Origin of the sequence: Arthrobacter sp. StoSoilB22 (assembly GCF_019977315.1) — a bacterium.
GTDB lineage: Bacteria > Actinomycetota > Actinomycetes > Actinomycetales > Micrococcaceae > Arthrobacter.
The window spans coordinates 1,552,005-1,576,442 of the sequence record NZ_AP024652.1; the positions used below are offsets into that span (position 1 = coordinate 1,552,005).

24 protein-coding genes are annotated in these 24,438 nt (G+C 62.4%); 11 read left to right on the forward strand and 13 right to left on the reverse strand.

Going from position 1 to position 24,438, the window contains the following annotated elements:
• Positions 1-59 precede the first annotated feature (59 nt).
• From tsf to LDN70_RS07375, 5 genes are all read left to right on the forward strand, one after another.
• Complete coding sequence (gene tsf / locus LDN70_RS07355) at positions 60-896, forward strand: translation elongation factor Ts (protein ID WP_062067427.1); 837 nt, start codon at positions 60-62, stop codon at positions 894-896.
• A gap of 121 nt (positions 897-1,017) precedes the next feature.
• Positions 1,018-1,755, forward strand: a complete 738-nt coding sequence (gene pyrH / locus LDN70_RS07360; protein ID WP_014921238.1) for a UMP kinase — start codon at positions 1,018-1,020, stop codon at positions 1,753-1,755.
• 116 nt (positions 1,756-1,871) lie between these two features.
• Positions 1,872-2,429, forward strand: coding sequence for a ribosome recycling factor (frr, locus tag LDN70_RS07365; RefSeq protein WP_011774219.1), 558 nt, complete (start codon positions 1,872-1,874; stop codon positions 2,427-2,429).
• Complete coding sequence (locus tag LDN70_RS07370) at positions 2,429-3,364, forward strand: phosphatidate cytidylyltransferase (protein ID WP_142939711.1); 936 nt, start codon at positions 2,429-2,431, stop codon at positions 3,362-3,364. The genes frr and LDN70_RS07370 overlap by 1 nt, the downstream gene beginning before the upstream one ends.
• A gap of 21 nt (positions 3,365-3,385) precedes the next feature.
• Positions 3,386-3,970, forward strand: coding sequence for a DivIVA domain-containing protein (locus tag LDN70_RS07375; RefSeq protein WP_142939710.1), 585 nt, complete (start codon positions 3,386-3,388; stop codon positions 3,968-3,970).
• A 19-nt stretch (positions 3,971-3,989) separates the two neighbouring features.
• Here LDN70_RS07375 and LDN70_RS07380 read toward each other — a convergent pair whose 3' ends face one another.
• From LDN70_RS07380 to LDN70_RS07400, 5 genes are read right to left on the reverse strand one after another with little or no spacing between them, the layout of a single operon-like run.
• On the reverse strand, positions 3,990-4,685 hold the full coding sequence (locus LDN70_RS07380) for a hypothetical protein (protein WP_142939709.1): 696 nt from the start codon (positions 4,683-4,685) through the stop codon (positions 3,990-3,992).
• A 48-nt stretch (positions 4,686-4,733) separates the two neighbouring features.
• Positions 4,734-6,200: a sodium/solute symporter gene (locus LDN70_RS07385; RefSeq protein ID WP_223942189.1), complete on the reverse strand. Its 1,467-nt coding sequence runs from the start codon at positions 6,198-6,200 to the stop codon at positions 4,734-4,736.
• Positions 6,197-6,559: a DUF485 domain-containing protein gene (locus tag LDN70_RS07390; protein WP_142939707.1), complete on the reverse strand. Its 363-nt coding sequence runs from the start codon at positions 6,557-6,559 to the stop codon at positions 6,197-6,199. Before LDN70_RS07390 ends, LDN70_RS07385 begins: the two co-directional genes overlap by 4 nt.
• Positions 6,556-7,275, reverse strand: a complete 720-nt coding sequence (locus LDN70_RS07395; RefSeq protein WP_142939706.1) for a LytR/AlgR family response regulator transcription factor — start codon at positions 7,273-7,275, stop codon at positions 6,556-6,558. Before LDN70_RS07395 ends, LDN70_RS07390 begins: the two co-directional genes overlap by 4 nt.
• Before the next feature lie 21 nt (positions 7,276-7,296).
• The gene (locus tag LDN70_RS07400; RefSeq protein WP_142939705.1) at positions 7,297-8,493 is read right to left on the reverse strand and encodes a sensor histidine kinase; all 1,197 of its coding nucleotides are present in this window, start codon (positions 8,491-8,493) and stop codon (positions 7,297-7,299) included.
• A 208-nt stretch (positions 8,494-8,701) separates the two neighbouring features.
• Here LDN70_RS07400 and LDN70_RS07405 point away from each other — a divergent pair, with 208 nt between their 5' ends.
• Positions 8,702-9,082, forward strand: coding sequence for a DUF485 domain-containing protein (locus tag LDN70_RS07405; RefSeq protein WP_142939704.1), 381 nt, complete (start codon positions 8,702-8,704; stop codon positions 9,080-9,082).
• Complete coding sequence (locus LDN70_RS07410; RefSeq protein WP_142939703.1) at positions 9,079-10,698, forward strand: monocarboxylic acid transporter; 1,620 nt, start codon at positions 9,079-9,081, stop codon at positions 10,696-10,698. Before LDN70_RS07405 ends, LDN70_RS07410 begins: the two co-directional genes overlap by 4 nt.
• Positions 10,699-10,777: 79 nt before the next feature.
• On the opposite strand, the gene LDN70_RS07415 is transcribed toward LDN70_RS07410, so the two are convergent.
• From LDN70_RS07415 to LDN70_RS07435, 5 genes are all read right to left on the reverse strand, one after another.
• On the reverse strand, positions 10,778-11,797 hold the full coding sequence (locus LDN70_RS07415; protein WP_223942190.1) for a PHP domain-containing protein: 1,020 nt from the start codon (positions 11,795-11,797) through the stop codon (positions 10,778-10,780).
• 76 nt (positions 11,798-11,873) lie between these two features.
• Positions 11,874-12,479: a hypothetical protein gene (locus LDN70_RS07420; RefSeq protein ID WP_223942191.1), complete on the reverse strand. Its 606-nt coding sequence runs from the start codon at positions 12,477-12,479 to the stop codon at positions 11,874-11,876.
• A 64-nt stretch (positions 12,480-12,543) separates the two neighbouring features.
• Positions 12,544-12,951, reverse strand: a complete 408-nt coding sequence (locus LDN70_RS07425; protein WP_062067466.1) for a DUF4383 domain-containing protein — start codon at positions 12,949-12,951, stop codon at positions 12,544-12,546.
• A 128-nt stretch (positions 12,952-13,079) separates the two neighbouring features.
• Positions 13,080-13,808 (reverse strand): hypothetical protein, encoded by a 729-nt coding sequence (locus LDN70_RS07430; protein WP_223942192.1) that lies wholly within the window; start codon positions 13,806-13,808, stop codon positions 13,080-13,082.
• Positions 13,809-13,956: 148 nt separating this feature from the next.
• Positions 13,957-14,427 (reverse strand): Lrp/AsnC family transcriptional regulator, encoded by a 471-nt coding sequence (locus LDN70_RS07435; RefSeq protein WP_024820292.1) that lies wholly within the window; start codon positions 14,425-14,427, stop codon positions 13,957-13,959.
• A gap of 195 nt (positions 14,428-14,622) precedes the next feature.
• Here LDN70_RS07435 and pdhA point away from each other — a divergent pair, with 195 nt between their 5' ends.
• Genes pdhA through LDN70_RS07450 form a run of 3 tightly spaced genes read left to right on the forward strand, consistent with a single transcriptional unit; the run spans position 14,623 to position 18,250 of the window.
• On the forward strand, positions 14,623-15,792 hold the full coding sequence (pdhA, locus tag LDN70_RS07440) for a pyruvate dehydrogenase (acetyl-transferring) E1 component subunit alpha (protein WP_142939700.1): 1,170 nt from the start codon (positions 14,623-14,625) through the stop codon (positions 15,790-15,792).
• The gene (locus tag LDN70_RS07445) at positions 15,792-16,802 is read left to right on the forward strand and encodes an alpha-ketoacid dehydrogenase subunit beta (RefSeq protein WP_223942193.1); all 1,011 of its coding nucleotides are present in this window, start codon (positions 15,792-15,794) and stop codon (positions 16,800-16,802) included. Before pdhA ends, LDN70_RS07445 begins: the two co-directional genes overlap by 1 nt.
• The gene (locus tag LDN70_RS07450) at positions 16,799-18,250 is read left to right on the forward strand and encodes a dihydrolipoamide acetyltransferase family protein (protein WP_223942194.1); all 1,452 of its coding nucleotides are present in this window, start codon (positions 16,799-16,801) and stop codon (positions 18,248-18,250) included. Before LDN70_RS07445 ends, LDN70_RS07450 begins: the two co-directional genes overlap by 4 nt.
• Positions 18,251-18,413: 163 nt before the next feature.
• Here the strand turns inward: LDN70_RS07450 and LDN70_RS07455 are convergent, their stop codons facing one another.
• From LDN70_RS07455 to LDN70_RS07465, 3 genes are all read right to left on the reverse strand, one after another.
• Entirely contained in the window at positions 18,414-19,286 is an 873-nt protein-coding gene (locus tag LDN70_RS07455; protein WP_223942195.1) for an NAD-dependent epimerase/dehydratase family protein, read from the reverse strand.
• Positions 19,287-19,780: 494 nt separating this feature from the next.
• A complete protein-coding gene (locus LDN70_RS07460) occupies positions 19,781-21,982 on the reverse strand; it encodes an HNH endonuclease signature motif containing protein (protein ID WP_223942196.1) in 2,202 nt (733 codons plus the stop codon).
• A gap of 72 nt (positions 21,983-22,054) precedes the next feature.
• A complete protein-coding gene (locus tag LDN70_RS07465) occupies positions 22,055-22,744 on the reverse strand; it encodes an SACE_7040 family transcriptional regulator (protein ID WP_223942197.1) in 690 nt (229 codons plus the stop codon).
• A gap of 82 nt (positions 22,745-22,826) precedes the next feature.
• Between LDN70_RS07465 and LDN70_RS07470 the strand changes: the two genes are divergently transcribed.
• The gene (locus LDN70_RS07470) at positions 22,827-24,437 is read left to right on the forward strand and encodes a carboxyl transferase domain-containing protein (protein WP_223942198.1); all 1,611 of its coding nucleotides are present in this window, start codon (positions 22,827-22,829) and stop codon (positions 24,435-24,437) included.
• The last annotated feature ends 1 nt before the right edge of the window (position 24,438 follow it).

The following is a 24,438-nucleotide window of genomic DNA, read 5'->3' on the forward strand; positions in this document are numbered from 1 at the left end:
GGTGGGCTGCCGTCCTGTCAGTTATGTAAACACACAAATTTCTAGACAGAGGGGTTCACATGGCGAACTACACTGCTGCTGACATCAAGGCCCTGCGCGAGCGCACCGGCGCCGGCATGATGGACGTCAAGAAGGCTCTTGACGAAGCCAACGGTGACGCCGAGAAGGCCATCGAAATCATCCGCATCAAGGGCCTCAAGGGTGCTACCAAGCGCGAAGGCCGTTCCACTGCTGAAGGCCTGGTTGCTGCCAAGGTCAACGGTGGCGTCGGCGTAATGATCGAGGTCAACTGCGAAACTGACTTCGTTGCCAAGGCTGACAAGTTCATCCAGCTGGCTGACAAGGTCCTCAACGTTGCAGTCGAGTCCGGCGCAGCCGACCTCGAAACCCTGCTGGCCACCGAGGTTGACGGCAAGCCGTTGTCCGAGGTTGTTGTCGAAGAGGGCGCAGTCCTCGGCGAAAAGGTTGTTGTCCGCCGTATCTCCCGCGTTGAGGGCACCACGGTTGACGCCTACCTGCACAAGACCTCCAAGGACCTCCCGGCCCAGGTCGGCGTCCTGTTTGCTGTTGACGGTGAAGGCGAAGCCGCTTCCACCGCCGCACACGACATCGCTGTCCACGTTGCAGCCATGGCTCCGAACTACCTGACCCGCGAGGATGTCCCGGCCGAATTGGTCGAGTCCGAGCGTCGCATCGCCGAAGAGACCGCAAAGGCTGAAGGCAAGCCCGAAGCTGCGCTCTCCAAGATCGTGGAAGGCCGCGTGACGGGCTTCTACAAGGGCGAAGTTCTGGTTGACCAGGCATTCGCCAAGGATTCCAAGAAGACCGTTGCACAGGTCCTCGAAGAAGCCGGCGTCAAGGCAACCGCAGTAACCCGTTTCCGCGTCGGAAACTAGTACTACATGAAAAGGGGTGGTCACTTCGGTGGCCGCCCCTTTTTCATGCACCCGTCCGGGTAGTACCTGCGCGGACCCACAGCACGATAATCTAGCCAGAGTCCACCAACGGGAAGGCACCATGGAAACCGTCAACACTGCTATCCAGCCCGAGAAGACCCGCCGCCGTGTACTTCTGAAGCTCTCCGGCGAGGTCATCGGCGGAGGCAAGCTCGGCGTCGATCCCGAGACAGTGCGCGCCATCGCCAAGCAGATCGCTGCCGCGGTCACTGAAGTCGAAGTGGCAATCGTCGTAGGCGGGGGTAACTTCTTCCGCGGCGCCGAACTGTCGCAAAGCGGCATGGACCGCTCCCGCGCCGATTACATGGGCATGCTGGGCACCGTGATGAACTGCTTGGCCCTGCAGGACTTCCTGGAGCAAGCCGGAGTGGAAACCCGCGTCCAGAGCGCCATCACCATGGGCCAGGTTGCAGAGGCCTACATTCCGCGCCGCGCTATCCGCCATATGGAAAAGGGCCGTGTGGTCATTTTTGGTGCGGGTGCAGGACTGCCTTACTTCTCCACTGATACTGTCGCGGCGCAGCGTGCCCTTGAAGTGCACGCCGACGTGGTCCTCATGGCCAAGAGCGGCGTGGACGGCGTTTACACCGCCGATCCCAAGAAGGACCCCACTGCCGAGAAGCTGGATGTCCTCAGTTACGACGACGCCCTCCGCCGTGACATCCGCGTCATGGATCAGACCGCAATGACCATGTGCAAGGACAACAGCCTGTCCATGGTGGTCTTCGGCATGGAGGGCGAGGGCAACGTTACCCGCGCCATCCTCGGCGAAACGCTGGGAACCCTGGTTACTCCCTAGCAAGGGCTAGGATATTTCTAGGACCGTCCGCCCCTGGTGGCGGATCTTTACTGTGCATTGCTTTACTGTGCATTGCCGCCTGCAGTTGGGCAGCAACTATTTCTGAGGAGAAACCCGTGATCGAAGAGACCTTGCTCGAAGCCGGCGAGAAGATGGACAAGGCGGTGGAGGTAGCCAAGGACGATTTCGCCTCGATCCGTACGGGCCGGGCCAACCCCGCCCTCTACAACAAGGTGATCGTCGAGTATTACGGCACGCCTACTCCGCTGCAGCAGCTGGCCTCCTTCGGGGTGCCGGATGCCCGCACCATCCTGATTACCCCTTACGATAAAACCGCCCTGCGTGACATCGAGAAGGCCCTGAGCGACTCCGAGGTTGGCGCCAACCCCTCCAATGATGGCAACGTCATTCGCGTGACCATCCCGGAACTCACCAAAGAGCGCCGCAAAGAGTACGTGAAGATCGTCAAGGGCAAGGGTGAGGACGCCAAGGTTTCCATCCGTAGCATCCGCCGCAAAGCCAAGGATTCGCTGGACAAGCTCGTCAAGGACGGCGAAGCCGGCGAAGACGAGGGTGCACGCGCTGAGAAGGAACTCGACGCCCTGACCAAGCAGCACGTTGACAGCATCGACGAACTGCTCAAGCGCAAGGAAGCCGAGCTGCTCGAGGTCTGATGAACCAGGCTGAGCCGGCGCCCGCTGAGCGGGTCCCGACACGCGATACCCCCAAGCGCGCCAGGCGCGTGCGCAAGAACCCCACACCCAAGGCGGGCCGGAATCTTCCGGCCGCCATCGGCGTCGGGCTTGCCATGCTTTTGGCCGTTTTGGGCGGCTTGCTGTTCCTCCCGCTGGGATTCGTCCTCCTCACTACCGCTTTTGCGGTGCTGGGTGTCTGGGAGGTTTATAGGGCCCTTGAGGCGCAGGGCACCCGGATGCCGGTCATCCCCGTGATGATCGGCAGCTTGGTTATGCCGGTGTCTGCCTACTTCGGCGGACTTGAAGGTTTGCTTTTCACTATGACGGCGAGTTCTGTGGCCGTCTTGTTGTGGCGCTCCATAGAGAGCGCTGCAGGGGCGCCGCGGAGCGTGTTCGCCGGTGTCTTCACCCTGGCGTGGATTCCTTTCCTCATCAGTTTCGCCTCGCTTTCCCTGCACACCGCCGGCGGGCCCACTCCTGTGGGTTTCTGGCCCGACGGAATTCCCGAAGGCGCCTGGCAGATCGCGTCCATGCTGTTGTTGGTGGTATCCAATGACACGTTCGGGTACATTGTTGGCGCCTCCTTCGGGAAGCACCCCATGGCGCCAAAGATCAGCCCCAAGAAGTCGTGGGAGGGCTTCGCGGGGTCCGTCGCCGGGGCCATGCTGATTGGCGTCCTTGCGTGCATCTTCCTGCTTGACAGGCCTTGGTGGGTGGGTCTTGTGCTGGCCGTGGGAATGGTAGCCGCATCAACCGCCGGTGATCTCGCCGAGTCCATGGTCAAACGCGAACTTGGCGTCAAGGACATGAGCAGCATCCTGCCCGGCCATGGCGGCATCATGGACCGCCTGGACTCCATCGTGTTCGCAGCCCCCGTAGCCTATGTTCTGTTCGCGCTGCTGAGCGGCGTCTGACAACCCAATGAAGGAAAACTAGTGGCCTTGGATATTCGACGCCAGATCCCCGCAACGTTCGAGCGCGTGGAGCGCAGCAAGTACGGCTATAACGCCAAACAGGTGGACCAGTTCCTCCAGCGCGCCCGGACATCGTTTGAGAACCCGGTAGGCACGGCGGACCAAGTGGCCAGCGTGGACGTCAGGGCCGTGGCTTTTGATCCCGTCAAGGGCGGCTACGATGCCAACAGCGTCGATGCCGCACTGGACCGGTTGGAGGACGCGTTTGCGCGCAGGGAGAGGGACGACCTCATCAGCCAGCAGGGCGAAGAAGCCTGGCTGCGGCAGATCGGCAAACTCTCCGGCATTCTCCGCGGCAGGCTTCACAGGCCCGACGGCGAGCGGTTCCGTCGCCCGTCGGGGAAGCGGACCCGCAGCTACAACGTCGAGGATGTCGATGCCCTGTGCGCCGAGCTCATCGGGTACCTGGAACACGATCAGGCCCTGAGCGTAGACACTGTGCGCCGGGCTGTTTTCCGGGCAGCCAAGGGTGCCGAGGGGTACGAGGAAGCCCAGGTGGACGCTTTTCTCGCCCGGGTTGTGGAGCTCATGGCGGCCATCGACTGATCAGTAACACGGGGTTGGTTTAGGCCTTGCGGGGAGTCGGCGAGATTGGCGGGTTGTTCTTGTAAGCCTGGTCGTAGGCGCGCTTGCCCACAAGCATGGACCCGGTGAAGAAGGCCAAGGCTACAAAGACCGCGATTGAGACGAAGACTGGTATGGGGAGTCCCATTGCCAGGAGCGCGGACCCCGACCACAACGCCATCAAGGCCGAGTTGGCTGTGATCATGAAGATCATGCTGCTGCCGGCCAGTTGGCTCAACGAGCTCCGCGGGCCCAGAAAGTAGTAGGTCTGGTCGGAGCCGGCCAAATCGTCGTGGTACGCCGCCATAAGATAGCGGGCCATCCCCGGATCGAGTTCCACATACGCAGCCCGCAGCCTGTTCATGGCGATCACATACATCAGGTCTTCCATGCCGACGTTCAGTACGCGAACCTGAGTCAGAAAACCGACCATGACGTCGATGCACAGGATGGTCAGCGCGAAGGCCCTGAATGCGTCTGAAAACTGGGTGGCATTGCCCACCAGTGCCACACTGAGCAGGCTTGCCGAGGTGAAAGTCAGGAACATGCTGATGCGGGTGAGGACTTCACCTTGGGTGGTGCTCCTTGATGCCAGCAGGCTCCAGTGTTCCGTGGCCAACAACTGCGCGCGAACGCTGGGAGATAACTCCGGTGTGGGCGGCGGTTCTGGACCGGCGGCGCCCGGTTCCTCGGACATGGCGCCATTGTCCACCCTGCGGGGGCAGCGGACAACGGCTTGACGCCGCTACCTTTCGGTCGCTACGGGCCTCTCCGGCACATGCAGCCGCGACATCACCCGGTTCACTGACGCCGGAACACGGTTCTTGGTGATGATCGATACCGTCACGGTCACCGCGAAGGCCGCAGGCACGCTCCACGCCGCAGGCTGAGCCAACCACGCCGGCGCATTCCCGGGGCCCATGAGGGTGCCCACCACCATGGCGCCCCCGCAAAGGAGCGCTCCTGTCAGCATGCCCGCGATGGCGCCGGCGTCGGTCAGTCCGCGCCACCAGATCCCCAGCAACAACAGCGGGCAGATGGTGGACGCTGTGAAAGCAAAGACCAAGCCAACGCTTCCTGCCAGCGCAAGAGTGTCTGTCATCAACGCAAAACCCAAAGGTACGACGGCGGCCAACACCGCAGCGAGGCGGAAGCCCCTCACGCTTCCTCCAAAGAGGTCCTGGCTGATGACGCCGGACAGTGAAACAACCAGCCCGCACGTCGTGGACAGGAAGGCAGCGAACGCACCGGCAACTACCAAGGCGGACAGGAGGTCACCGGCCATGCCTCCCACGAGTTTGCCGGGCAGCAACAAGACCAGGGCGTCGGCTTGCCCGGACTGGGCCAGTTCCGGCGCGAACATCCTGCCCAAGGCCCCGGACAGGGTAGGAAAGAGGTAGAAGACGGAGAGCAGCCCCAGCACAATGAGGGTTGTCCGGCGGGCCGATTGGCCGTCCGGGTTGGTGTAGAACCTCACCAGGACGTGTGGGAGGCCCAGGGTTCCGAAGAGTAGCGCCACCAGAAGTGATATGTGCTGGTACGCCCCGGCAGCCCCTTGGCCGGTGGGATTGACGGGCAGAGGTGCTTGTGGTTGCGTGCCGTTACCTGCCAGCACCAGTAGGACGAACATGACGGGCACCGCCAGCGCAGTCAGTTTCAGCCAGTACTGGAAAGCCTGAACGAAAGTGATCGAGCGCATGCCACCGGCAGCCACCGTCAAGCACACCACCACCACTACCGCCGTCGAACCGACCCAGGACGGCAGTCCGGTGGTGATCCGGATAGCGAGCGCAGCGCCGTGGAGCTGGGGCACGATGTATAGCCAGCCGACGGCCACTACCATCAGGCTGGTCACCCGACGGACCAGCTGTGAGTCCAACCGTGCTTCGGTGAAATCCGGAATGGTGTAGGCGCCGGAGCGACGCAGGGGAGCGGCCACGAAGAGCAGCAGCATGAGGTAGCCAGCCGTGTATCCCACAGGGAACCACAGAGCGTCGGTCCCTGAAAGCAGGATCAGCCCGGCGACGCCCAGGAAGCTGGCGGCTGAGAGATATTCGCCGCCGATTGCAGAAGCGTTCCACCAGGGCGGAACGGTTCGTGAGGCCACATAGAAATCGCCGGTGGTCCGTGAAATGCGCAGGCCGTAGAAGCCAATGGCGGCCGTCGCGATGGAAACGGCGAGGAAAGCGAAGAGGCCAACGGCTGGGTTCACTTGTCCTCCACAAGGTCCCTGTAGCGTGCCTCATTGCGGGCTGCTGCACGATTGTAAAGCCAGGCGCTGAGCCCGATCACGGGGTAGATGCCGGCGCCCAATACCAGCCAATCCAAGGGAATCCCTGCGATTCTTGTCTCCGCCACCCCGGGGCCGTATACAAGAAAGAGTGCGAGCACGGCGAGGATAATCAGGAACCCGCAGGCCACCACCAGGGCCAACCGTAGTTGGGACCGGATCAGGGAGCGGATGAAAAGACGTCCGGCGTCGGAGTCTTCGCTGTCCTCCCGGGGATAGGGCGACCTGCCCGGCGCAGCTGTGGCCGACTGCCGTGGCGCCGTGACACGGACGCGTGTCATCCTTGCGGCCGGATGCGGGTGGAGTGCAGCTTTTCCCTGACCGAGGGCAGGTGCCTGCGACTGATGGGCAGTTCAGCGCCGGCCACCGCGACGCTCGGCCCTGTGGCGGACAGCTTGAGGTGCTGTACGTGGTTCAGGGCGATGAGATAGGAGCGATGGATCCGGATGAACCCGGCTCCCGCCCATTTTTGTTCGAGATCGCTGAGGGGAACCCGGATCAGGTAACTGGCTTCGGCGGTGTGCAGTCTTGCGTAGTCCCCTTGGGCCTGCACGTAGGTGACGTCGTCGCGGCGGATCATGCGGGTGGTGCTGCCGAGGTCCACCGTGATCATTTCCGGCGCTGGAGTTCCATCCTTGATGAGATCGCTGATCCTGTCCACGGAACGCGAAAGCCGTTCCGCCCGGAGCGGCTTCAGCAGGTAGTCGACGGCGGCAAGGTCGAACGCTTCGAGCGCGCAGTCTTCATCTGCGGTGACGAATACGACGGCGGGCGGGCGGGCGCTGCGGGAAATGACGCGTGCGATGTCCAGGCCTGAGAGCGCGGGCATGTGGATATCGAGGAAGACAGCATCCACGGACTCTGTTTCCAGGGTCCGCAGCGCCTGGGCGCCGGATGATGCACGGTGGATGACGCCGATGCGGTCATCCCGGCCCAGCAGGAAGGCGAGCTCTTCCACTGCGGGTAGTTCGTCATCGGCGACGAGCACGTTGATCATGTTTAAAGACTAACCGCAGCGTCAGGCGTCGTGGTCGGGCTGGGATTTGGGCACCCGCATTGTGATCATGGTGCCTTCGCCCGGCGCCGTGTCGATGACAAGCCCGTGCTCGTCGCCGTAGACCTGCCTGAGGCGGGCGTCCACATTGCGGAGTCCCACGTGGTCACCGTCTGTATGTCCGGCGAGCACTGACCGCAGATGTTCCGGGTCCATGCCCACGCCGTCGTCTTCGATGGTCACTTCGGCGAACGCGCCGGAGTCATTCGCGCAAATGGTGATGTGTCCCGGCCCTTCCTTGGCCTCCAAGCCGTGCCGGACGGCGTTTTCCACCAGGGGTTGGAGGCTGAGGAACGGGATGACGGTGCTGAGGACTTCGGGAGCGATCCGAAGGCTCACTTGAACGCGCTCGCCAAACCTGGCCCGTTCCAACAGCAGGTAGCGATCTATGCAGCGTAGTTCCTCCGCTACGGTGGTGAAGTCCCCGTGCCGCCGGAACGAGTACCGGGTGAAATCGGCGAACTCCACCACGAGTTCCCTGGCCCTTGCTGGATCGGTGTTGATGAAAGAGGCTATGGCGTTCAACGAGTTGTAGATGAAGTGCGGACTGATCTGCGCCCGAAGTGCCCGGACCTCGGCTTCCATGAGGAGGGTGCGCGAAGATTCCAGCTCTGCCAGCTCCAACTGCGCGGCAATCCAGTCGGCCACTTCGCTGGTGGCCCTCACCAGCCCGGCCCCCGCCGCAGGGGCCAGTGCGGCCACGGAGCCAACCACCTTGGATCCGGCCCGGATGGGTGCGATCACAGCGCTGAAGTCGTGGTGTCCATGGTCGGAGGTGGCAGGGTAACCGGCCCGGGGAACCACTACCGTGCGCCCCGTGGTCAGAACTTCCGCCGCGAGCCGCATCAGTGTGGGCCGGAGTTCCTCGGCGGCGCCGTCCCAGGCGAGCACTGAGTCCGTGTCCGTGATGGCCAACGCGTCGCAGCCCAGAAGGACCCGCAGTTGCTTGCTCGCCTTGGCTGCTCCGGCGGGGTGGAGGCCGCCGCGAAGGTGCTGCCCGGCCCGGGAAGCTGCATGGAGTGTGGTGTAGGTTGCGCGCTCGGCGTCCGTGCCCAGATCCCTGAAGGAACGGATCACCTTGAGGCCAACGCCGACCACGACGGCGACTGCCAGGGCGATCACGGCGATCGCGGCTGCGGTGAAGAGCGGGGAATCAGGCATGAGGCCAGCGTAGCCGGATGCGCCTCCGCGGCCGGCCGGTTGCCCCGGTTGGTCACTCCCAGGTGCCGTTTGGCGCAGCATCATAACCGCTGAGCGACGGCGGTCGGCGATCCTCTGGATCAGGTACAGCACCGCGTTCGATAGTGATTGCAGTCACATTGGCAAGGCGCGTGGAGCTGATGTGGACACATCACAATCAGGAGGAACCATGGGTAATGAGGCCCAACCCCAGGACGCAACAGCGTCCGTGGACTTCCAGGAAGTCCAGCAGACGGAACGGTTCAAGACACTGCGCAAGCGGCACCGGAGCTTTGTCTTCCCGATGGCAGTTGTATTCCTGCTTTGGTATTTCGCTTACGTCCTCTTGGCCGCCTACGCAGTGGACTTCATGTCCATCAAAGTGTGGGGCAATATCAACGTCGGCCTGATTCTGGGCCTGCTGCAGTTCGCCACCACCTTCGGCATTACGGCTTGGTACGTGAGTTACTCCAACAGGAAGCTGGACCCCATCGCTGCTGAAATCCGCAACGAGATCGAGGGCCACGAATTCGATAAGGACGGCAATGTGAACAGCGGGGTAACCAAATGAACACCATGGTCCCGGCGGCAGTGAACGTCGAAGCCCTCAAAGACACCACCCTGTTGAATATGGGCATTTTCGCCCTGTTCGTGGCGGTCACCATGGTGATCGTCTTCCGAGCCAGCCGGAACAATAAAACCGCGGCGGACTACTACGCTGCCGGGCGCTCATTCACCGGCTCCCAAAACGGCACGGCAATTGCCGGCGACTACCTCTCCGCCGCCTCGTTCCTAGGTATCACCGGCGCCATTGCCATCAACGGCTACGACGGTTTCCTTTACTCCATAGGCTTTCTGGTTGCTTGGCTCGTCGCGCTGCTGCTGGTGGCTGAACTGCTCCGCAACACCGGCAAGTTCACCATGGCCGATGTGCTGTCCTTCCGGCTCCGCCAGCGCCCTGTGCGCATTGCGGCAGCACTGTCCACGCTGGCGGTCTGCTTCTTCTACCTCCTCGCCCAAATGGCGGGCGCGGGCAGCCTGATTTCGCTCCTGTTGGGCATTAGCGACTGGGGCGGACAAGCCCTGGTGATCATGGTCGTCGGCGCCCTGATGATCATGTACGTTCTGATTGGCGGCATGAAGGGCACCACCTGGGTACAAATCATCAAGGCAATCCTGCTGATCGCCGGTGCCGCAGTCATGACGGCCATGGTGCTCGCCATCTACGGCTTCAACCTGTCCAGCCTGCTTGGCTCTGCAGCCGAGGCCGCCAACAACCCGGCCATCCTGAACCCGGGACTGCAGTACGGCAAGACCGAAACGTCCAAGCTCGACTTCATGTCACTTGGCCTCGCCCTGGTCCTGGGAACGGCGGCGCTCCCGCACGTGCTGATGCGCTTCTACACCGTCCCCACCGCCAAGGAAGCCCGCAAGTCCGTGGTCTGGGCCATTTGGCTGATCGGCCTCTTCTACTTGTTCACCCTGGTACTGGGCTACGGTGCCGCAGCCCTGGTAGGTGCAGAAACCATCAAGTCTGCACCCGGCGGCGTCAACTCCGCAGCGCCCCTGCTGGCCTTCCACTTGGGTGGCCCGCTGCTCCTGGGCTTCATTTCCGCAGTCGCCTTCGCCACCATCCTGGCGGTGGTGGCCGGCCTGACTATCACTGCGGCGGCATCCTTCGCACACGACATCTACGCAAATGTCATTGCCAAGGGCAAAGCCGACGCGGTTACTGAGGTCAAGGTAGCCCGACGCACCGTGGTGGTGATTGGAGTACTGGCCATCTTGGGAGGAATCTTCGCCAACGGTCAGAATGTGGCTTTCCTGGTGGCCCTGGCCTTCGCGGTAGCAGCATCGGCCAACCTGCCCACCATTGTCTACTCCCTGTTCTGGAGGAAGTTCACCACCCAGGGCGCGGTGTGGAGCATGTACGGCGGCCTTGCTGCTGCCATCTTGCTGATCACGTTCTCACCTGTGGTTTCCGGTGCCAAGACCTCCATGATCCCGGGAGCGAACTTCGCCCTCTTCCCGTTGAGCAACCCAGGCATTGTGTCCATCCCGCTGGCCTTCTTCCTCGGCTGGCTCGGAACGGTCCTGGACAAGCGGCGCGAAGATCCCGCCAAGCAGGCGGAGATGGAAGTGCGCTCACTGACCGGCATTGGAGCTGAGAAGGCGGTAGACCACTAGCCTCGTCACGAAAACGCCATCACACGAAGGGCTCCTCTGCAAAGCATTGCAGGGGAGCCCTTTGTTGTGGGCCGAAGACCTACTTTTTCAGGCTCAGCCATTCCTTCAATTGCTCCAGCGGCCAGGTGGTGACGATCCGTTCCTTGGGCACACCCATGGCTTCGGCCCGCTCGGCCCCGTACTGGAGGAAATCGAGCTGGCCGGGTGCATGAGCGTCGCTGTCAATGCTGAACAGGCAGCCGGCGTCCAAGGCCATGGTGATGAGGTTGTCCGGTGGGTCCTGGCGCTCGGGCCTGGAGTTAATTTCGACGGCGACACCCCACTCCGCGCATTCCTTGAAGATTTTGGGGGCATCGAATTCGGATTCGGGCCGGGTGCCCCGTGAGCCTTGGACCAGACGGCCCGTGCAATGCCCCAGCACATTGGTGTGCGGATCACTGATGCCACCCAACATTCGTGTGGTCATGGTCTTTTTGTCTGATCGAAGTTTTGAATGAACGCTGGCCACCACCACGTCCAGACGGTCCAGCATGTCCGGGGTCTGGTCCAGGGTGCCGTCTTCAAGGATGTCCACTTCAATTCCTTTGAGCAGTCGGAAGCCATCCTGGGAGGCGTTGATGCCGTCCACCACATCCAATTGCTTCTCCAGCCGTTCCACGCTGAGGCCGTTGGCGATGGTGAGGTTGGGGGAGTGGTCCGTCAAGGCAAGATACTCGCGGCCGAGGGTGCGTGCGGCGGCAACCATGGCTTCGATGGGGGAGCCGCCGTCGGACCAGTTGCTGTGGCTGTGAAGGTCCCCGCGTAGTGCTGCCCGCAGCGTGTCACCTCCGGCGGCCAGGGCTTCAGTGCCGCGCTCGCGTAAATCAGCCAGATAGTCGGGAACCCGGCCTTCCATGGCTTGGGTGATGACTTCGGCGCTGCGGTTGCCTACGCCTTTGAGACTGGTGATCCGTCCGGAACCCACGAGTTTCTTGAGGTCCTCGGGCGAAAGCTGCCGTGCGGCGTCGGCTGCTTTCCGAAACGCCTGGACCTTGAAAGTGGGGGCTTGGCTTCGTTCGAGCCAGAAAGAGATTTCGTCGAGCGCCTCAAGGGGATCCATGGCTCCATGATCCACGAACAAGGCGCACCATCAACAGTGGGCAGTGTTGATGGTGCGCCGGTTCGGTCACTGCCAACTAGTGGTGGTGACCCGGATCCAGGGCGGGATTGGAGCCCTGGCCGCTTTCTTCATGGGGTGCCTGGCCATGCTCTCCGTGGGGGACAGCATGCTGGCCCGCCATCGAGGCGGCCAGGCCGGGTGTTGCTACAGAGGCAACAACGACGGCGGCTCCGAACGCGGCTGCCAGAAGCCGCCCGGTCCTTGGCTGGCCGTGGGCGCCGCCGTCGTTGGTCTTGTGCTGCCGCCTCAGCCAGCCAGCCCCGGCAACTGCCATGAGTGTCAGGCCTAGAGCGGCAAAGTGGCTCACATTCAGTAAGCGCTGGGTGCTGATCCCGGCCACCGTCGCTGCAAGGTGGGCAGCAGCAGTCATAGCGAGGACAGGAAGTGCATAGCGGGCAAGGACCAGGGTGTTCCGGTGCAGCCCCCACAGCGACCAAGCCAAGAATGCGAGGCCGCCGGCGAGGGTTGCTACACCGGCCACCACCTGGCCGGGTGTCACCGTTTCCGTTCCGGCGAGGTAGCCTGCAGCGAGGGAAAGCTCAACCATCCCGGCGGCCATTGACGCGAAGTACACGAACAGAAGGGTCGCTGCGCTGAGGGTGGGGTGATTTTTGCGTTCCATGGCTGTGCAGTCCTCTCGCTTAACAAGCGGTGATCAGATGATGTTCAGACGATTCAGAAGCTGATCAAGCGCGGGCGGACGCTACGGCGGCCTTGTCCTGTGACAGGGCAACGCCCAACAGGACTACGGCGCTGGCAAGGTGAAGGACGTTGTCCGCACCGTTGAGAGCGATGATGTTCAGCGAGGAACCCACCAGGAAGAGTCCAAGGATGCCCACCAGGAGGTAGACGCCACCCACGGCAGTATTGACGCCCTTGGACAGCGTGACGCTGTTCATTCCGGCGTAGAGCAGTGCGGCGCCAATGGCCAGGTGGATGATGTTGTGAAGCGGGTTGACGGCGAAGATGATCAAGTTGGCGCCCTCGGTGGCAAAGAAGCCGATTCCCGAGGTGACAAAGAATCCGAGGACGCCTACCAAAAGGTAGACGGCTCCGAAGATGGTGGCGATCAGGCGATTGGGCGAAGTACGCATGGTCCGAACCTTCCGGTGATGGCCGGAAAATCCGGCCGTCCTGCTGAGCCCCGGTTGGGGCTCTCAAGCAGTGATTCGGACCATATGCGCAGGTGGATGGGTGGTGGACCGGATAAATTCCCGGACGTTCAGGGGCGGAGGCGGATGCTGGTCATTTTGAGGTCGTCGGTGCCTTCGAAAACGTACTGGAGGTCGATTGTCTTGCCGTCGCACTGCAACGTGCCCCCGAGGTTGGCTTTGTTGTTTCCGTTTTCCGAGTTCACGTTGACTGAGTTGTAGTTCGGCTTGCACGAGCTATCCAGGTTCAGGCTGGCGATGCCGTCTAGGAAGGACTGCTTGTCCAGCTCGTCTTTCAAGGGCTGGCTCAGGTAGGTGTCATAGGCCTGCTCTGTTTGGCCCGAGACCACCAGATTAGTGAACTCGTCCGCCAGTGATCTGGCTTTGGACGTCGCATTCCCTACCAGGTTGACCAACAGCAGTACACCCACCACTGCCAGGACGATCACTCCCGCGACGATGCCGAGGACAATCCACAATACTTTTCGGCTCTTCTTCGGGGGCTGCTGACCGTACGGGCCGGGTTGGTACTGCCCGGGCTGGGTTTGGCCTTGGGTATACGCATTCTGTCCCTGGGGGTAGGGGTTTTGGGCGTACGGTTCGTGGCCGGGTGCAGCGTAGTGGGGGCCGCCTTGGGGAGAAGCGGACGACGGCGGCTGTTGCCACTGCGGCGACGCCCCGGGCTGCGGGGGATACGGGCCGCCTGCCTGCGGGGGATACCCGGGGCCAGGGGGAACCGGCGGCGGGTTCTGCCCATGGTTGTTCGGCTCGGGTTGGTTGGGTTGTTGCGGGTTGCTCACGGTAGTGCCCCTTTCGGTAGCCTTCGGCAGCGCCACCACCTGGCCGGGGACCTCTGGCCGGCCCCCGATGCGTCCACTTGCATCAAATCGCATGCCGGTTCTGCGGGCAAGTGATGCACCGCCCATTACTGCAGGTGAAGAGTCATTTTCATTCGCCGGAGCGTCTCCCCAGCAGCGGTTGCACCCGGTACGGGATCATCTCCCGCATAGCCAGCGCCGTGTCTGTCCGTTCCACCCCATCACAGCCGAGGATCTTTCCGTTGATGCGGTAGAGGTCCTCCGCGTCCAGGGCAACCACGCGCAATAGCAAGTCCGCGGAGCCGGTCAGGCCGAAGCCTTCAAGGATTTCAGGGATGTCTGCGAGGTCTTCGGAGAGCGAGGCCAGTTTTTGTTGTTGCACATGGACAGTAATGAAGGCGGTGAGCGGGTACCCCAGGGCCGCGGGATTGATGCGCCGCTCGAAGGAGAGAAAGGCGTGTTTCTTCTCCAGTTGTGCCATCCGGGCTTGGACAGTGTTCCTGGACAGGCCCAGCTTCTGCGCCAAGGCCACTACAGTACCTCGGGGATCCTTGGCCATGGCCGAAAGGAGACGGGTATCAGTGCCATCCAAGGGTTGCATAATGCGCAAGATTAGCACGGCCGAACTTCTGTAAACAGGGCATAATGCTCAACTTCGGCGAGGGTAGTTGTACCCGATGCCCGTTGTGAGTAGGGTCACACTTAACTCCGGCGAAGGTGCCGGAGGGCCGGTCTGCGGCAGGATCACAAGTCCAGCCAGCGCCGACAAAAACGAGCCGGAAGGTTGCGATCACCTGTGTTGACGGATCAGGCAGGCAAGGGAGTGCACCACCACACTCCAAGCCCGGAACATAGTGCACAAATTCCCTTGAGGACTGGCGGAGAGCTGCTCCAGTTGGTGTCGCCCGAGGGCGAACGCATCAGCCATCCAGAATTCGATATCTGGGTCAAGGACATTGGCGACGAACACCTGTGCTCCTTGTACGAGGACATGACAGTCATTCGCCGTATCGACGCGGAGGCCACGGCCCTCCAGCGTCAGGGAGAGCTCGCACTGTGGCCGCCGTTGCTGGGTCAGGAAGCAGCGCAGATCGGCTCAAGCCGCTCGCTCCGGGACGATGACTTCGTTTTCCCCAGCTACCGCGAAAGCGGGGTGGCCTACGTACGTGGCGCCCACCTGTCCGAGATTGCCCGGGTATGGCGCGGAAACGCCTCCTATGGGTGGGATCCAATGCGCATCAACCTAGCGACGCCCCAGATCATTATTGGTTCGCAAAGTCTCCACGCCACCGGCTATGCCATGGGCGTTCAGTTGGATGGTGCCAATACCGCGGTACTTGCCTACTTTGGCGATGGCGCCACGAGTGAAGGCGACGTCAACGAGGCCATGGTCTTCGCAGCGAGCTACCAGGCTCCCGTGGTGTTCTTCTGCCAGAACAACCATTGGGCCATCTCCGAGCCCGTCCGCGTGCAGTCCCACGTCCAGTTGGCTGACAGGCCCACCGGCTTCGGCATCCCCAGTATGAGGGTTGATGGCAATGATGTGCTGGCTGTCATGGCTGCAACCCGTGTGGCGTTGGACCGGGCCCGCAAGGGTGGCGGACCTACGTTTATCGAGGCTGTGACATACCGCATGGGTCCGCACACTACCGCCGATGATCCCACCCGGTACCGTGACCCCATCGAATTGGAGGACTGGGCTGCCAAGGACCCCATTCTGAGGCTGCGCAAGCTGCTCGAAGCCAAGGGCTTGCTGACTGACGACGTGGAAGCCAGGGTGAAGTCCAAGGCCGATGCTGTGGCCGCGGAACTGCGATCCAGCTGTATTGATATGCCGGACCCTGAACCGCTGGACGTTTTCAACCACGTTTACAGCACCCCCAACCCTTGGATTGAACGCCAGAGGGACCACTATTCGCGCTACCTGAACAGCTTCAACCAGCCCGCCGAGGAAGGTGCACTCTGATGTCCAAGCTCACTTTTGCCCGGGCCATCAACGCCGGTCTCCGGAAGTCCCTCGAAAACGACCCCAAAGTGGTCCTCATGGGAGAAGACATCGGCTCGCTCGGTGGCGTCTTCCGCGTCACGGACGGGCTGCAGAAAGATTTCGGGAAGCACCGGGTCATCGATTCCCCTCTGGCCGAGTCAGGCATTATCGGCACCGCGGTTGGCTTGGCCTACCGCGGCTACCGGCCGGTGTGCGAGATCCAGTTCGATGGCTTCATCTACCCGGCGTTCGACCAGATTGTCAGCCAGGTAGCCAAGATGCACTACCGCACGCAGGGACGGGTGAAGATGCCCATCACCATTCGTGTTCCTTTTGGTGGCGGAATCGGATCGCCGGAACACCACTCCGAATCACCCGAAGCGTATTTCACGCACACTTCCGGGTTGCGTGTGGTGGCGGTTTCCAACCCGCAGGATGCGTACACGATGATTCAGCAAGCCATTGCCTGCGATGATCCTGTGCTCTACTTCGAGCCTAAGCGCCGCTATCACGACAAGGGCGATGTGGACGAGACCCTTGACCTCTCCACTGCCCTTCCCCTGGATAAGGCTGCCGTGGTGACCGCCGGCTCGGATGTCACGCTGGTGGCCTACGGTCCCCTCGTGAAGACTGCCAAGGATGCTGCCATGGCTGCCGCCGACGAAGGCATCTCGGTGGAAGTCATCGATCTGCGCTCGCTGGCCCCCGTGGATTACCCGGTAGTGGAGGCCTCTGTCCGCAAGACCGGACGCTTGGTGATCACCCACGAGGCGGGGCAGTCCGGTGGCCTGGGCGCCGAGATCGCCGCCAGCATCACGGAGCGCTGCTTCCACTATCTGGAGTCCGCCCCGGTCCGCATCACCGGTTTCGATGTTCCGTACCCCTACTCGAAACTCGAGATGCACCACCTGCCGGATCTGGACAGGATTCTCGACGGCGTGGACCGCGCCCTGGGTCGGCGCAACTCGTTGAGTGGACTGGAAGGATGACCGCCACCATGATCAAGGAATTCAGGCTGCCGGACCTTGGCGAGGGCCTGACCGAATCGGAAATCCTGAGCTGGAAGGTAGCGGTGGGGGACACCGTCACACTGAACCAGGTCATCGCCGAAGTTGAAACCGCCAAGGCAGTTGTGGAGTTACCCTCTCCGTTCGCGGGAGTGGTAGCAGAACTTCATGAGCAGCCCGGCACGGTGGTGGAAGTTGGCAAGCCCATCGTGTCGTTCGAGGTTGACGACGCCGGGTCCTCCAGCGGGCGTAGCTTGCCGGACAGCGGTGACCGGTCTGCTGGTGCTGGATCTGCTGGCGCTCCATCCGCTGGAGTCAGCGTCGCCGTCGAAACATCTGCCAATGGTTCGGCGGCAACCGCCGGCGTTGAAGCAGTGGGGACCCCGGCGAAACGTGAGCCGAACCTGGTGGGGTACGGCGCCGTCGTCGAGCACAGCGGCCGCCCGGCCCGCCGTGCCCGCGGTCACGTTCTGGCCGCGCATTCCGCACCGCCCGCGGCTCCGGCGCCAATCGAGCCTGCGGTGGCTCGTCTGGCAGAGGGGGACACCTCCGAACGTCCGCGGTCAACCCCGCCGGTGAGAAAACTGGCGCGCGATCTTGGCATTGATCTGAAACTCGTCCCCGGAACCGGCATGGGCGGGCTCATTACCCGCGAGGATGTTCAGAACTTCTCCGGTGCAACGGCAGCCGCAGCCCCGGCCGAGGGCCGGGTTTCTGAAGCAGGGGCTGAGCGCGAAACCCGCACTCCCATAAAGGGAGTCCGGAAGTTCACGGCCGCGGCCATGGTGCAGAGTGCTTTCACTGCGCCGCACGTTACCGAGTTCCTCACGGTGGACGTCACGGCCACCATGGAGTTGCTGGCAAGGTTGAAGGGCAACAAGGCGTTCGAAGGCTACAAGCTCACTCCGCTGACCCTTGCGGCCAAGGCGGTCCTGGTGGCGCTGCGGAACAACCCGTCGCTGAACTCGCGGTGGGATGACGCCAGCCAGGAAATTGTCCAGTTCAACTACGTCAACCTGGGCATAGCGGCCGCCACGCCCCGAGGCCTGACGGTCCCGAACATCAAGGATGCGGACCGGCTTACCCTTCGTGAGCTTTCCACGGCGCTGACTGAACTGACGGATACCGCGCGTGCAGGCAAGACGTCGCCGTCGGAGCTGTCCGGCGGCACCATCTCCATCACCAACATCGGCGTGTTCGGAATCGACGCCGGCACCCCCATCCTGAACCCGGGAGAGGCTGCCATTGTGGCGTTGGGTGCTGTGCGGAAGGCGCCGTGGGTGGTGAATGACCAACTCGCTGTCCGGCAGGTCATGTCACTTAGCCTGTCCTTCGACCACCGCCTGGTGGACGGGGAACAGGGATCGCGATTCCTTGCCGACCTCGGGGCGATCCTTGCCGACCCCGCAATGGTGATGACCATGATCTAGCGGTAACCGAAGCTGCGCCGGCCCATCCCTTTACGAGTGCTTGCAGGAAACTGCAGCTAAGGGGTGGGCCGTCGCGCATTAAGCCTGAACTAAAGCCCGCGTCAGTCTTCGGAGGGTCGGTTCTACGCTGGCTCGGTTCTTCGCTGGCTCGGTCTTCGGTGGCTCAGTCTTCCGTGGGGGTCGTCCGGTTGGAGTGGTACGTGCGCCAGCTGTGCTCCGGTTCAAAACTCAGCAGCCTGCGCGCCTTGTCAATGGACAGCATGGTTTCGTGCTCGCCCAGTTCTTTGAGGACCTCGACGCCGGGAAAGACTTCCGCAGCCAGATCAGCGCTGCTCCGGCTCATCACAGTATCGGCCGCGGCAATGATGAAAGTTTCAAAGCCCGGTTCACCATGTTCCAAGGCCCTGACCACAGCCAGGGCACCGTCGCGGGCATCAATGTAGCCCCACAGATTCCATTTCCGAAGGTTTGCGTCAGAGTCGAAAGACGGGAAGGCATCGTAGTCCTCGGGGTCCATGACGTTGGAGAAGCGCAGCGCCGTGATGCTCAGTTCCGGATCCCATCGTGTGAGCTGGATGGCCATCTGCTCCTCAAGATGCTTGACCAGTGAGTAGGTGCTTTCCGGACGGGCCGCGTACTCCTCATCCACGGGAATGTAGGGAGGTGCGATGTCGAAAGGGAGCCCCAGGACTGTCTCGCTGGAGGCATAGACCACCTTCTTGATGCCTGCCCTTCGTGCCGCTTGAAACACGTTGTACGTGGACACCATGTTGTTCTCGAAAATCGCGGCGTCGGGGGCGAGACCCGGAGCGGGGATGGCGGCCAAGTGAACAATTGCGTCCAAGCCATGGTGCTGGTCGTCCAAGCCCAGGATGACATCCACGACCTGCCCATAGTTGCGCAGATCAACGCTTACGTAGCCCTTCCCGCGGATGCCGGCTCGGTCCATGTTGAGCACCTGGTGGCCGTCCTGCGTGAGCCGCCGAACCACGCTTCTGCCCAGTTTCCCGCTTCCGCCCGTGACAGCAATCCTCATTTAGCGCTCCTAGACATTTGTGCTCCTAGACTTTTGGTGCTCCTGGACATTTTGTGCTCCTGGCTATGGGGCCGAACCTAACCCGCGATTCCTCGCCGGTTCAGCAAGGCTTAGGTTTTCCAGCCTAGGTGGCACATCTGTTGAGTGCAGCCCTTAAGGCAGGCCCTGTGAGTCCTAGGAAAACCGGAACAACCCGCAGGCGTGCGTGTTGCCGGAGAACCCACGTCAAAACAGAGGCGGCAGTCATCGGGCGGCGGGCGGCGGGCAGTGGGCAGCGAGCAGTAGGCGGTAGTCAGCTGCTAGCGGCGATGAGGAAATGAGGGCCCGGTACAGGCTATGCACCGATCGCCCTCCCCAAAGTCCGCGTCAGGCGCCCGTCCCCTCGGGTCAGGCCCCGCACACCGTTTTCAGGCAATCCCGTTCAGGCAGTCCCGTTCAGGCAGTCCCATTGAGCCCATTCAGACAGACCCGCGTGGGGTTGTTGTGGGTTGGGTTTATGTTCGTTGGGGTGTGTGGTGGTGGTTGCGTCGGGGTTTTTGGTGGGGGTCGATGTGGGGTGGGGGGATGAACCAGGGGGCGCCGGTTGTCATGTCGATGCGCCATTGTTCTTTGTGGATGATGTGGTGGTGGTGACTGCAGAGCAGGGTGCCGTTGTCTGTGCCTGTGGTGCCGCCGTGGGACCAGTAGGTGGTGTGGTGGGCTTCGCACCAGGGTGCGGGCATGGTGCAGTCGGGGAAGGTGCAGCCTTGGTCGCGGGCGGTGATGGCTTTGCGGATGTGGGGTGGGAAGATCCGGGTGGTGCGGCCGATGTCCAGGATTCGGGAGTCGCTGCCGAGTAGGACGGGGATGATGTCGGCGTCGCAGGCGATTTTGCGGATGGTGGTGGGGTGGATCGGGCCCAGGAACGTCGCTGTCCCTGTGCTGAGCCGGTACCGCGAAGCGCCGGTGCCGGGTTGGTTGGGCGTGTTTGGCTGGTTCGGGGCCGTGGCGGAGCCGCTGGATTGGTCGGCTTGGCGGGTTGTTCTATTTTGGGCTGCGTGGCCGGGCCCGGTGAGCTGGGTGAAGAGGTCGCGGTGGTCGATGGTGACGGTGAGTTGGGGTCGGAGTCCGCCGTTGGAGGGCAGCTTGCCGGTGCTCATCGCGACGCTGCAGGCACCGACGAGGCCGTTGAGGAGTTTCTGGGCCCTCGAACGCCGGTCCAGGTCCGGGCCGTCAGCGGTGTCCTTACCAGCTGAGTCTGTGGAAGCCGGGCTGAAGACTGCTGATGCGTGCGTTGGTGATGCGTGCACGGGTGATGCCTGCGGTGTTGATGCGTGCATGGGTGATGCGTGTGGTCCGTGACCGTGCGAGGTTTCGTTGGTTCGTCCGTGACCGGCACCGGTAATGGGGGAGCTGGCGGGTGCTGTGTCGGGTGGTGCGGTGGTGAGGCGTGGGTTGGTGGCGGTGTTCATGGTGGTGGTGAGGGTTTCGTATTGTTCGCCGGTGGCGAAGATTTCGATGTGGTGGAGTCCGTAGCGGCGTCGGCGGCGTAGGAACGCGCCTTGGTGTTGGCGGAGGATTTCTTCGGTGGGTTCGGGGCCGTCGTGGTCTATCAGGTCGGTCCAGCGTCGGGCCATCTTGGTGACGAAGTCCGGGTCGGTTTCGATGGCGGTGGTGGTGAGGGCGTGCTCCATCCGGGTGAGCATTTCTTCATCGGCGAGGTGCCGGACTTTGTCCAGGGCGGCGCTGATGATCGACGCCGAGCGTGAGGGCAGCTCTCCGGAGGCGAGGGCGTCGGCGAGGGCTTCGCGGCGGGCCGGGACGTCCTGCCCGGTCATCCCGGTGTGGGAGAGGGCATCGGTAGCGAGGGCGAGCCTGCGCCGGGCTTCAGCGATACCGATCCGCAACCGGGCCCGAAGGAACTCCGCCGTGTTCCGGTACCCATCATCCACGACGCTGGCAGGAGCTGTGACCTTCGAATCCGGGACGTGTTCGGTCCAGCCGGTCCGCCATTCCGGCGCTGCCGCTGACGCCCCCGGCCGAGCTTGCAGTGCTTGCTTTCGGGTCCGTTCCACCGCCTGAGCAGCGACCACCTGCAAATACTCCACCGACCGCGAGATCTCCTCGACCCTGCCCGCGAAATCAGCCGCCTCAACGAATCCCAACAACCGCACCTCATCTGCCGCGGACAAGCGTGCGGAGTCAAGAAGCGCAGCGCCCTCGTCAAGGAGCGTAGAGAAGTCCGATCCCGAAACGGCAGTGGGTTCAGGAATCTGCCCGTGCTGGCGTTGAATCGGCCGATCAGAGTCCAGGCTGGAGTGGGCCCAGGCCTTCCGCCGTGGGTCGAGCGTCAAGGCCGTGTTGTCGACCTGTGCACGTGTGGTGGGGGCGGCGGTGGACTTCGAAATCCGGGCAAAGTTAGCCTCGCCGCTGAGATGCTGTGGGCTGTTGAGCCCGCCGGGAGCCTTGTCCGGCGCAGTTCCGTGGAGTCGCCCAGCGTCCTTGTGCAGTCTGTCGCCGTACAGCCGACCAGTATCGTTGGCCATTCCAACGCCGTGGAAATGTTCGATCACCGTGATGTGCGCCGTCGAATCGGTACGCCCGGCCTTGATCAAGTGCGGCGTCCTCCCACTGCGCTGTGACCGCACCGCGGCCAGGGCAGCAACAGCAGGGGACGATTCCGCCCATGATGCCGTCGACTGCGCCAAGTTCTCCATGAATAAATCAAATCATTGGGGTCTGACATTTTTAGCGCAACGTTCAAAGACGGCCCCAACCGACGGAAAAAATCAGGCAGACGTCAGAGCAGCGAAAGCCATCTGTTCCAGGATGGGCCTGGCGGACTTCACAGCAATTTTCCTGCCGTGGTGGCGCACCGAGTGGGGTGTGGAATTGATCAATCCAAAGGCTGCGTGTGCCCGAACCCGGAGGCCGGCGACATCTGCGTCGGTGTGAATACGGGCCAGGACGTCAACCCACGTTTCAACGTAACTGCGCTGGAGGGATCTGACTTCTGCTTGGTCGGCATCGCTGAGACTTCCGAAGTCCCGGTCCTGGACACGGATGACGTCTGGATTGCTGAGCGCGAAATCAACCTGGAACCGGATCAGGCCCTTCAGTGCGGACCGGGGATCGTCCGACTCCGATACCACCTGCAATCCGCCGTCCAGGAGGTCGCGGCTGACACTGAGGAGAAGTTCGCCAAGGACCGCTTGCTTGCCCGGAAAATGCCGGTAGACGGCGGGTCCACTGACTCCCGCTGCTGCTCCGAGGTCTTCAAGGGACACCCGGGTGAAGCCGTTCTCGGCAAACAGTCCGGCGGCTGCAGACAATAAGGCCAGCCTTCGGAGCTCCTTCGCCTGACCGCGTTGGGTGGCGGGGGTCTGAGTGCTGTTGATACTTGCTTCCTGACCTCCGGTCACGTTTTCCTCCTTGGCCAGTTCAGTCCCTGTACTTGCGGGACCTACTGTGCTGGACATCACAGTTAATAAAGACTAACCTAAATTTCAGTTACGTGGCACTAACCGAAATGGCCTGTGGCCGGGAATGGAACAGGGGTCAATGGAGACAATTTCCAGTCTGATGGGAACCGCGGGCGGCACCTTCGAAGCTAACCACGACGCGCAAGTGGCCTTGGTGGCCGAGCTGAAGGAGCGTCTGGCGACGGCGGCCCTCGGCGGCCCGGCAAAGTCCCGGGAGCGGCATATCGCCCGCGGGAAACTTCTTCCGCGCGAACGGATCGACTACTTGCTTGATGACGGCAGTCCGTTCCTGGAGATCGCACCTTTGGCTGCCAACGGCATGTACAACGACGATTCCCCGGGCGCGGGAGTTATCGCGGGCATTGGCCTGGTCCATGGCCGGCATGTCCTGGTGATCTCCAACGACGCCACCGTCAAGGGCGGTACCTATTACCCCATGACCGTGAAGAAGCACCTCCGGGCGCAGGAAATCGCCCTGGAGAACAAGCTCCCCTGCATTTACCTCGTGGATTCCGGGGGAGCGTTTCTCCCCAAGCAGGACGAGGTGTTTCCGGACAGGGAGCACTTTGGCCGGATCTTCTACAACCAAGCCAAAATGTCCGCGGCCAAGATCCCGCAGATCGCATCCGTCATGGGCTCGTGCACGGCAGGCGGCGCCTACGTTCCTGCAATGAGCGATGAGACAGTCATTGTCCGGAACCAGGGCACCATCTTCCTGGGTGGCCCGCCGCTGGTTAAGGCAGCCATCGGCGAGATCGTCACCGCAGAGGAACTTGGCGGCGGCGACGTCCATTCAAGGATTTCCGGGGTCACGGACCATTTGGCCGAGAACGACCAGCACGCGCTGGAAATTGTGCGGGACATCGTGGCGACGTTGCCGAAGCCGGCGCAGCCGGCATGGGACATGTCCGACGCCGTCCTGCCGCCCGTCGTCGATCCTTCAGAGATCTACGGTGTGGTTCCCACGGACGTCAACGCCCAGTACGACGTCCGGGAAGTCATCGCCAGACTCGTGGACGGCTCGGAGTTTCACGAGTTCAAGAAGAACTACGGCACCACGCTGGTGACCGGATTCGCGCACCTGCACGGCCACCCCGTGGGCATCGTTGCCAACAACGGGGTCCTCTTCAGCGAATCGTCGCTCAAAGGAGCCCACTTCATCGAGCTCTGCGATCAGCGCGGCATTCCGTTGATCTTCCTGCAGAACCTCTCCGGCTTCATGGTGGGTAAAGACGTCGAACAAGGCGGCATCGCCAAGAACGGCGCCAAAATGGTTACTGCTGTGGCTACGGCCCGCGTGCCCAAGCTGACAGTGGTGATCGGTGGGTCCTTCGGTGCCGGCAACTACTCCATGTGCGGCCGGGCCTACTCGCCGCGTTTCCTGTGGATGTGGCCTGCGGCCCGCATTTCAGTGATGGGGGGAAATCAAGCCTCCAGCGTCCTCGCCACGGTCAAAAGGGACCAGTACGAGGCAGCCGGACAGGAATGGTCAGCCGAGGACGAAGAAGCCTTCAGAGCTCCCATCAAGCAACAGTACGAAGATCAGGGAAGCCCCTACTACTCCACCGCAAGGCTGTGGGATGACGGAATCATCGATCCCGCTGACACACGGCGTGTCCTGGGCATGGCCTTGGACGTCGTCTCCCGCCAACAACTGCCCGAGACCTCCTTCGGTCTCTTCAGGATGTGAC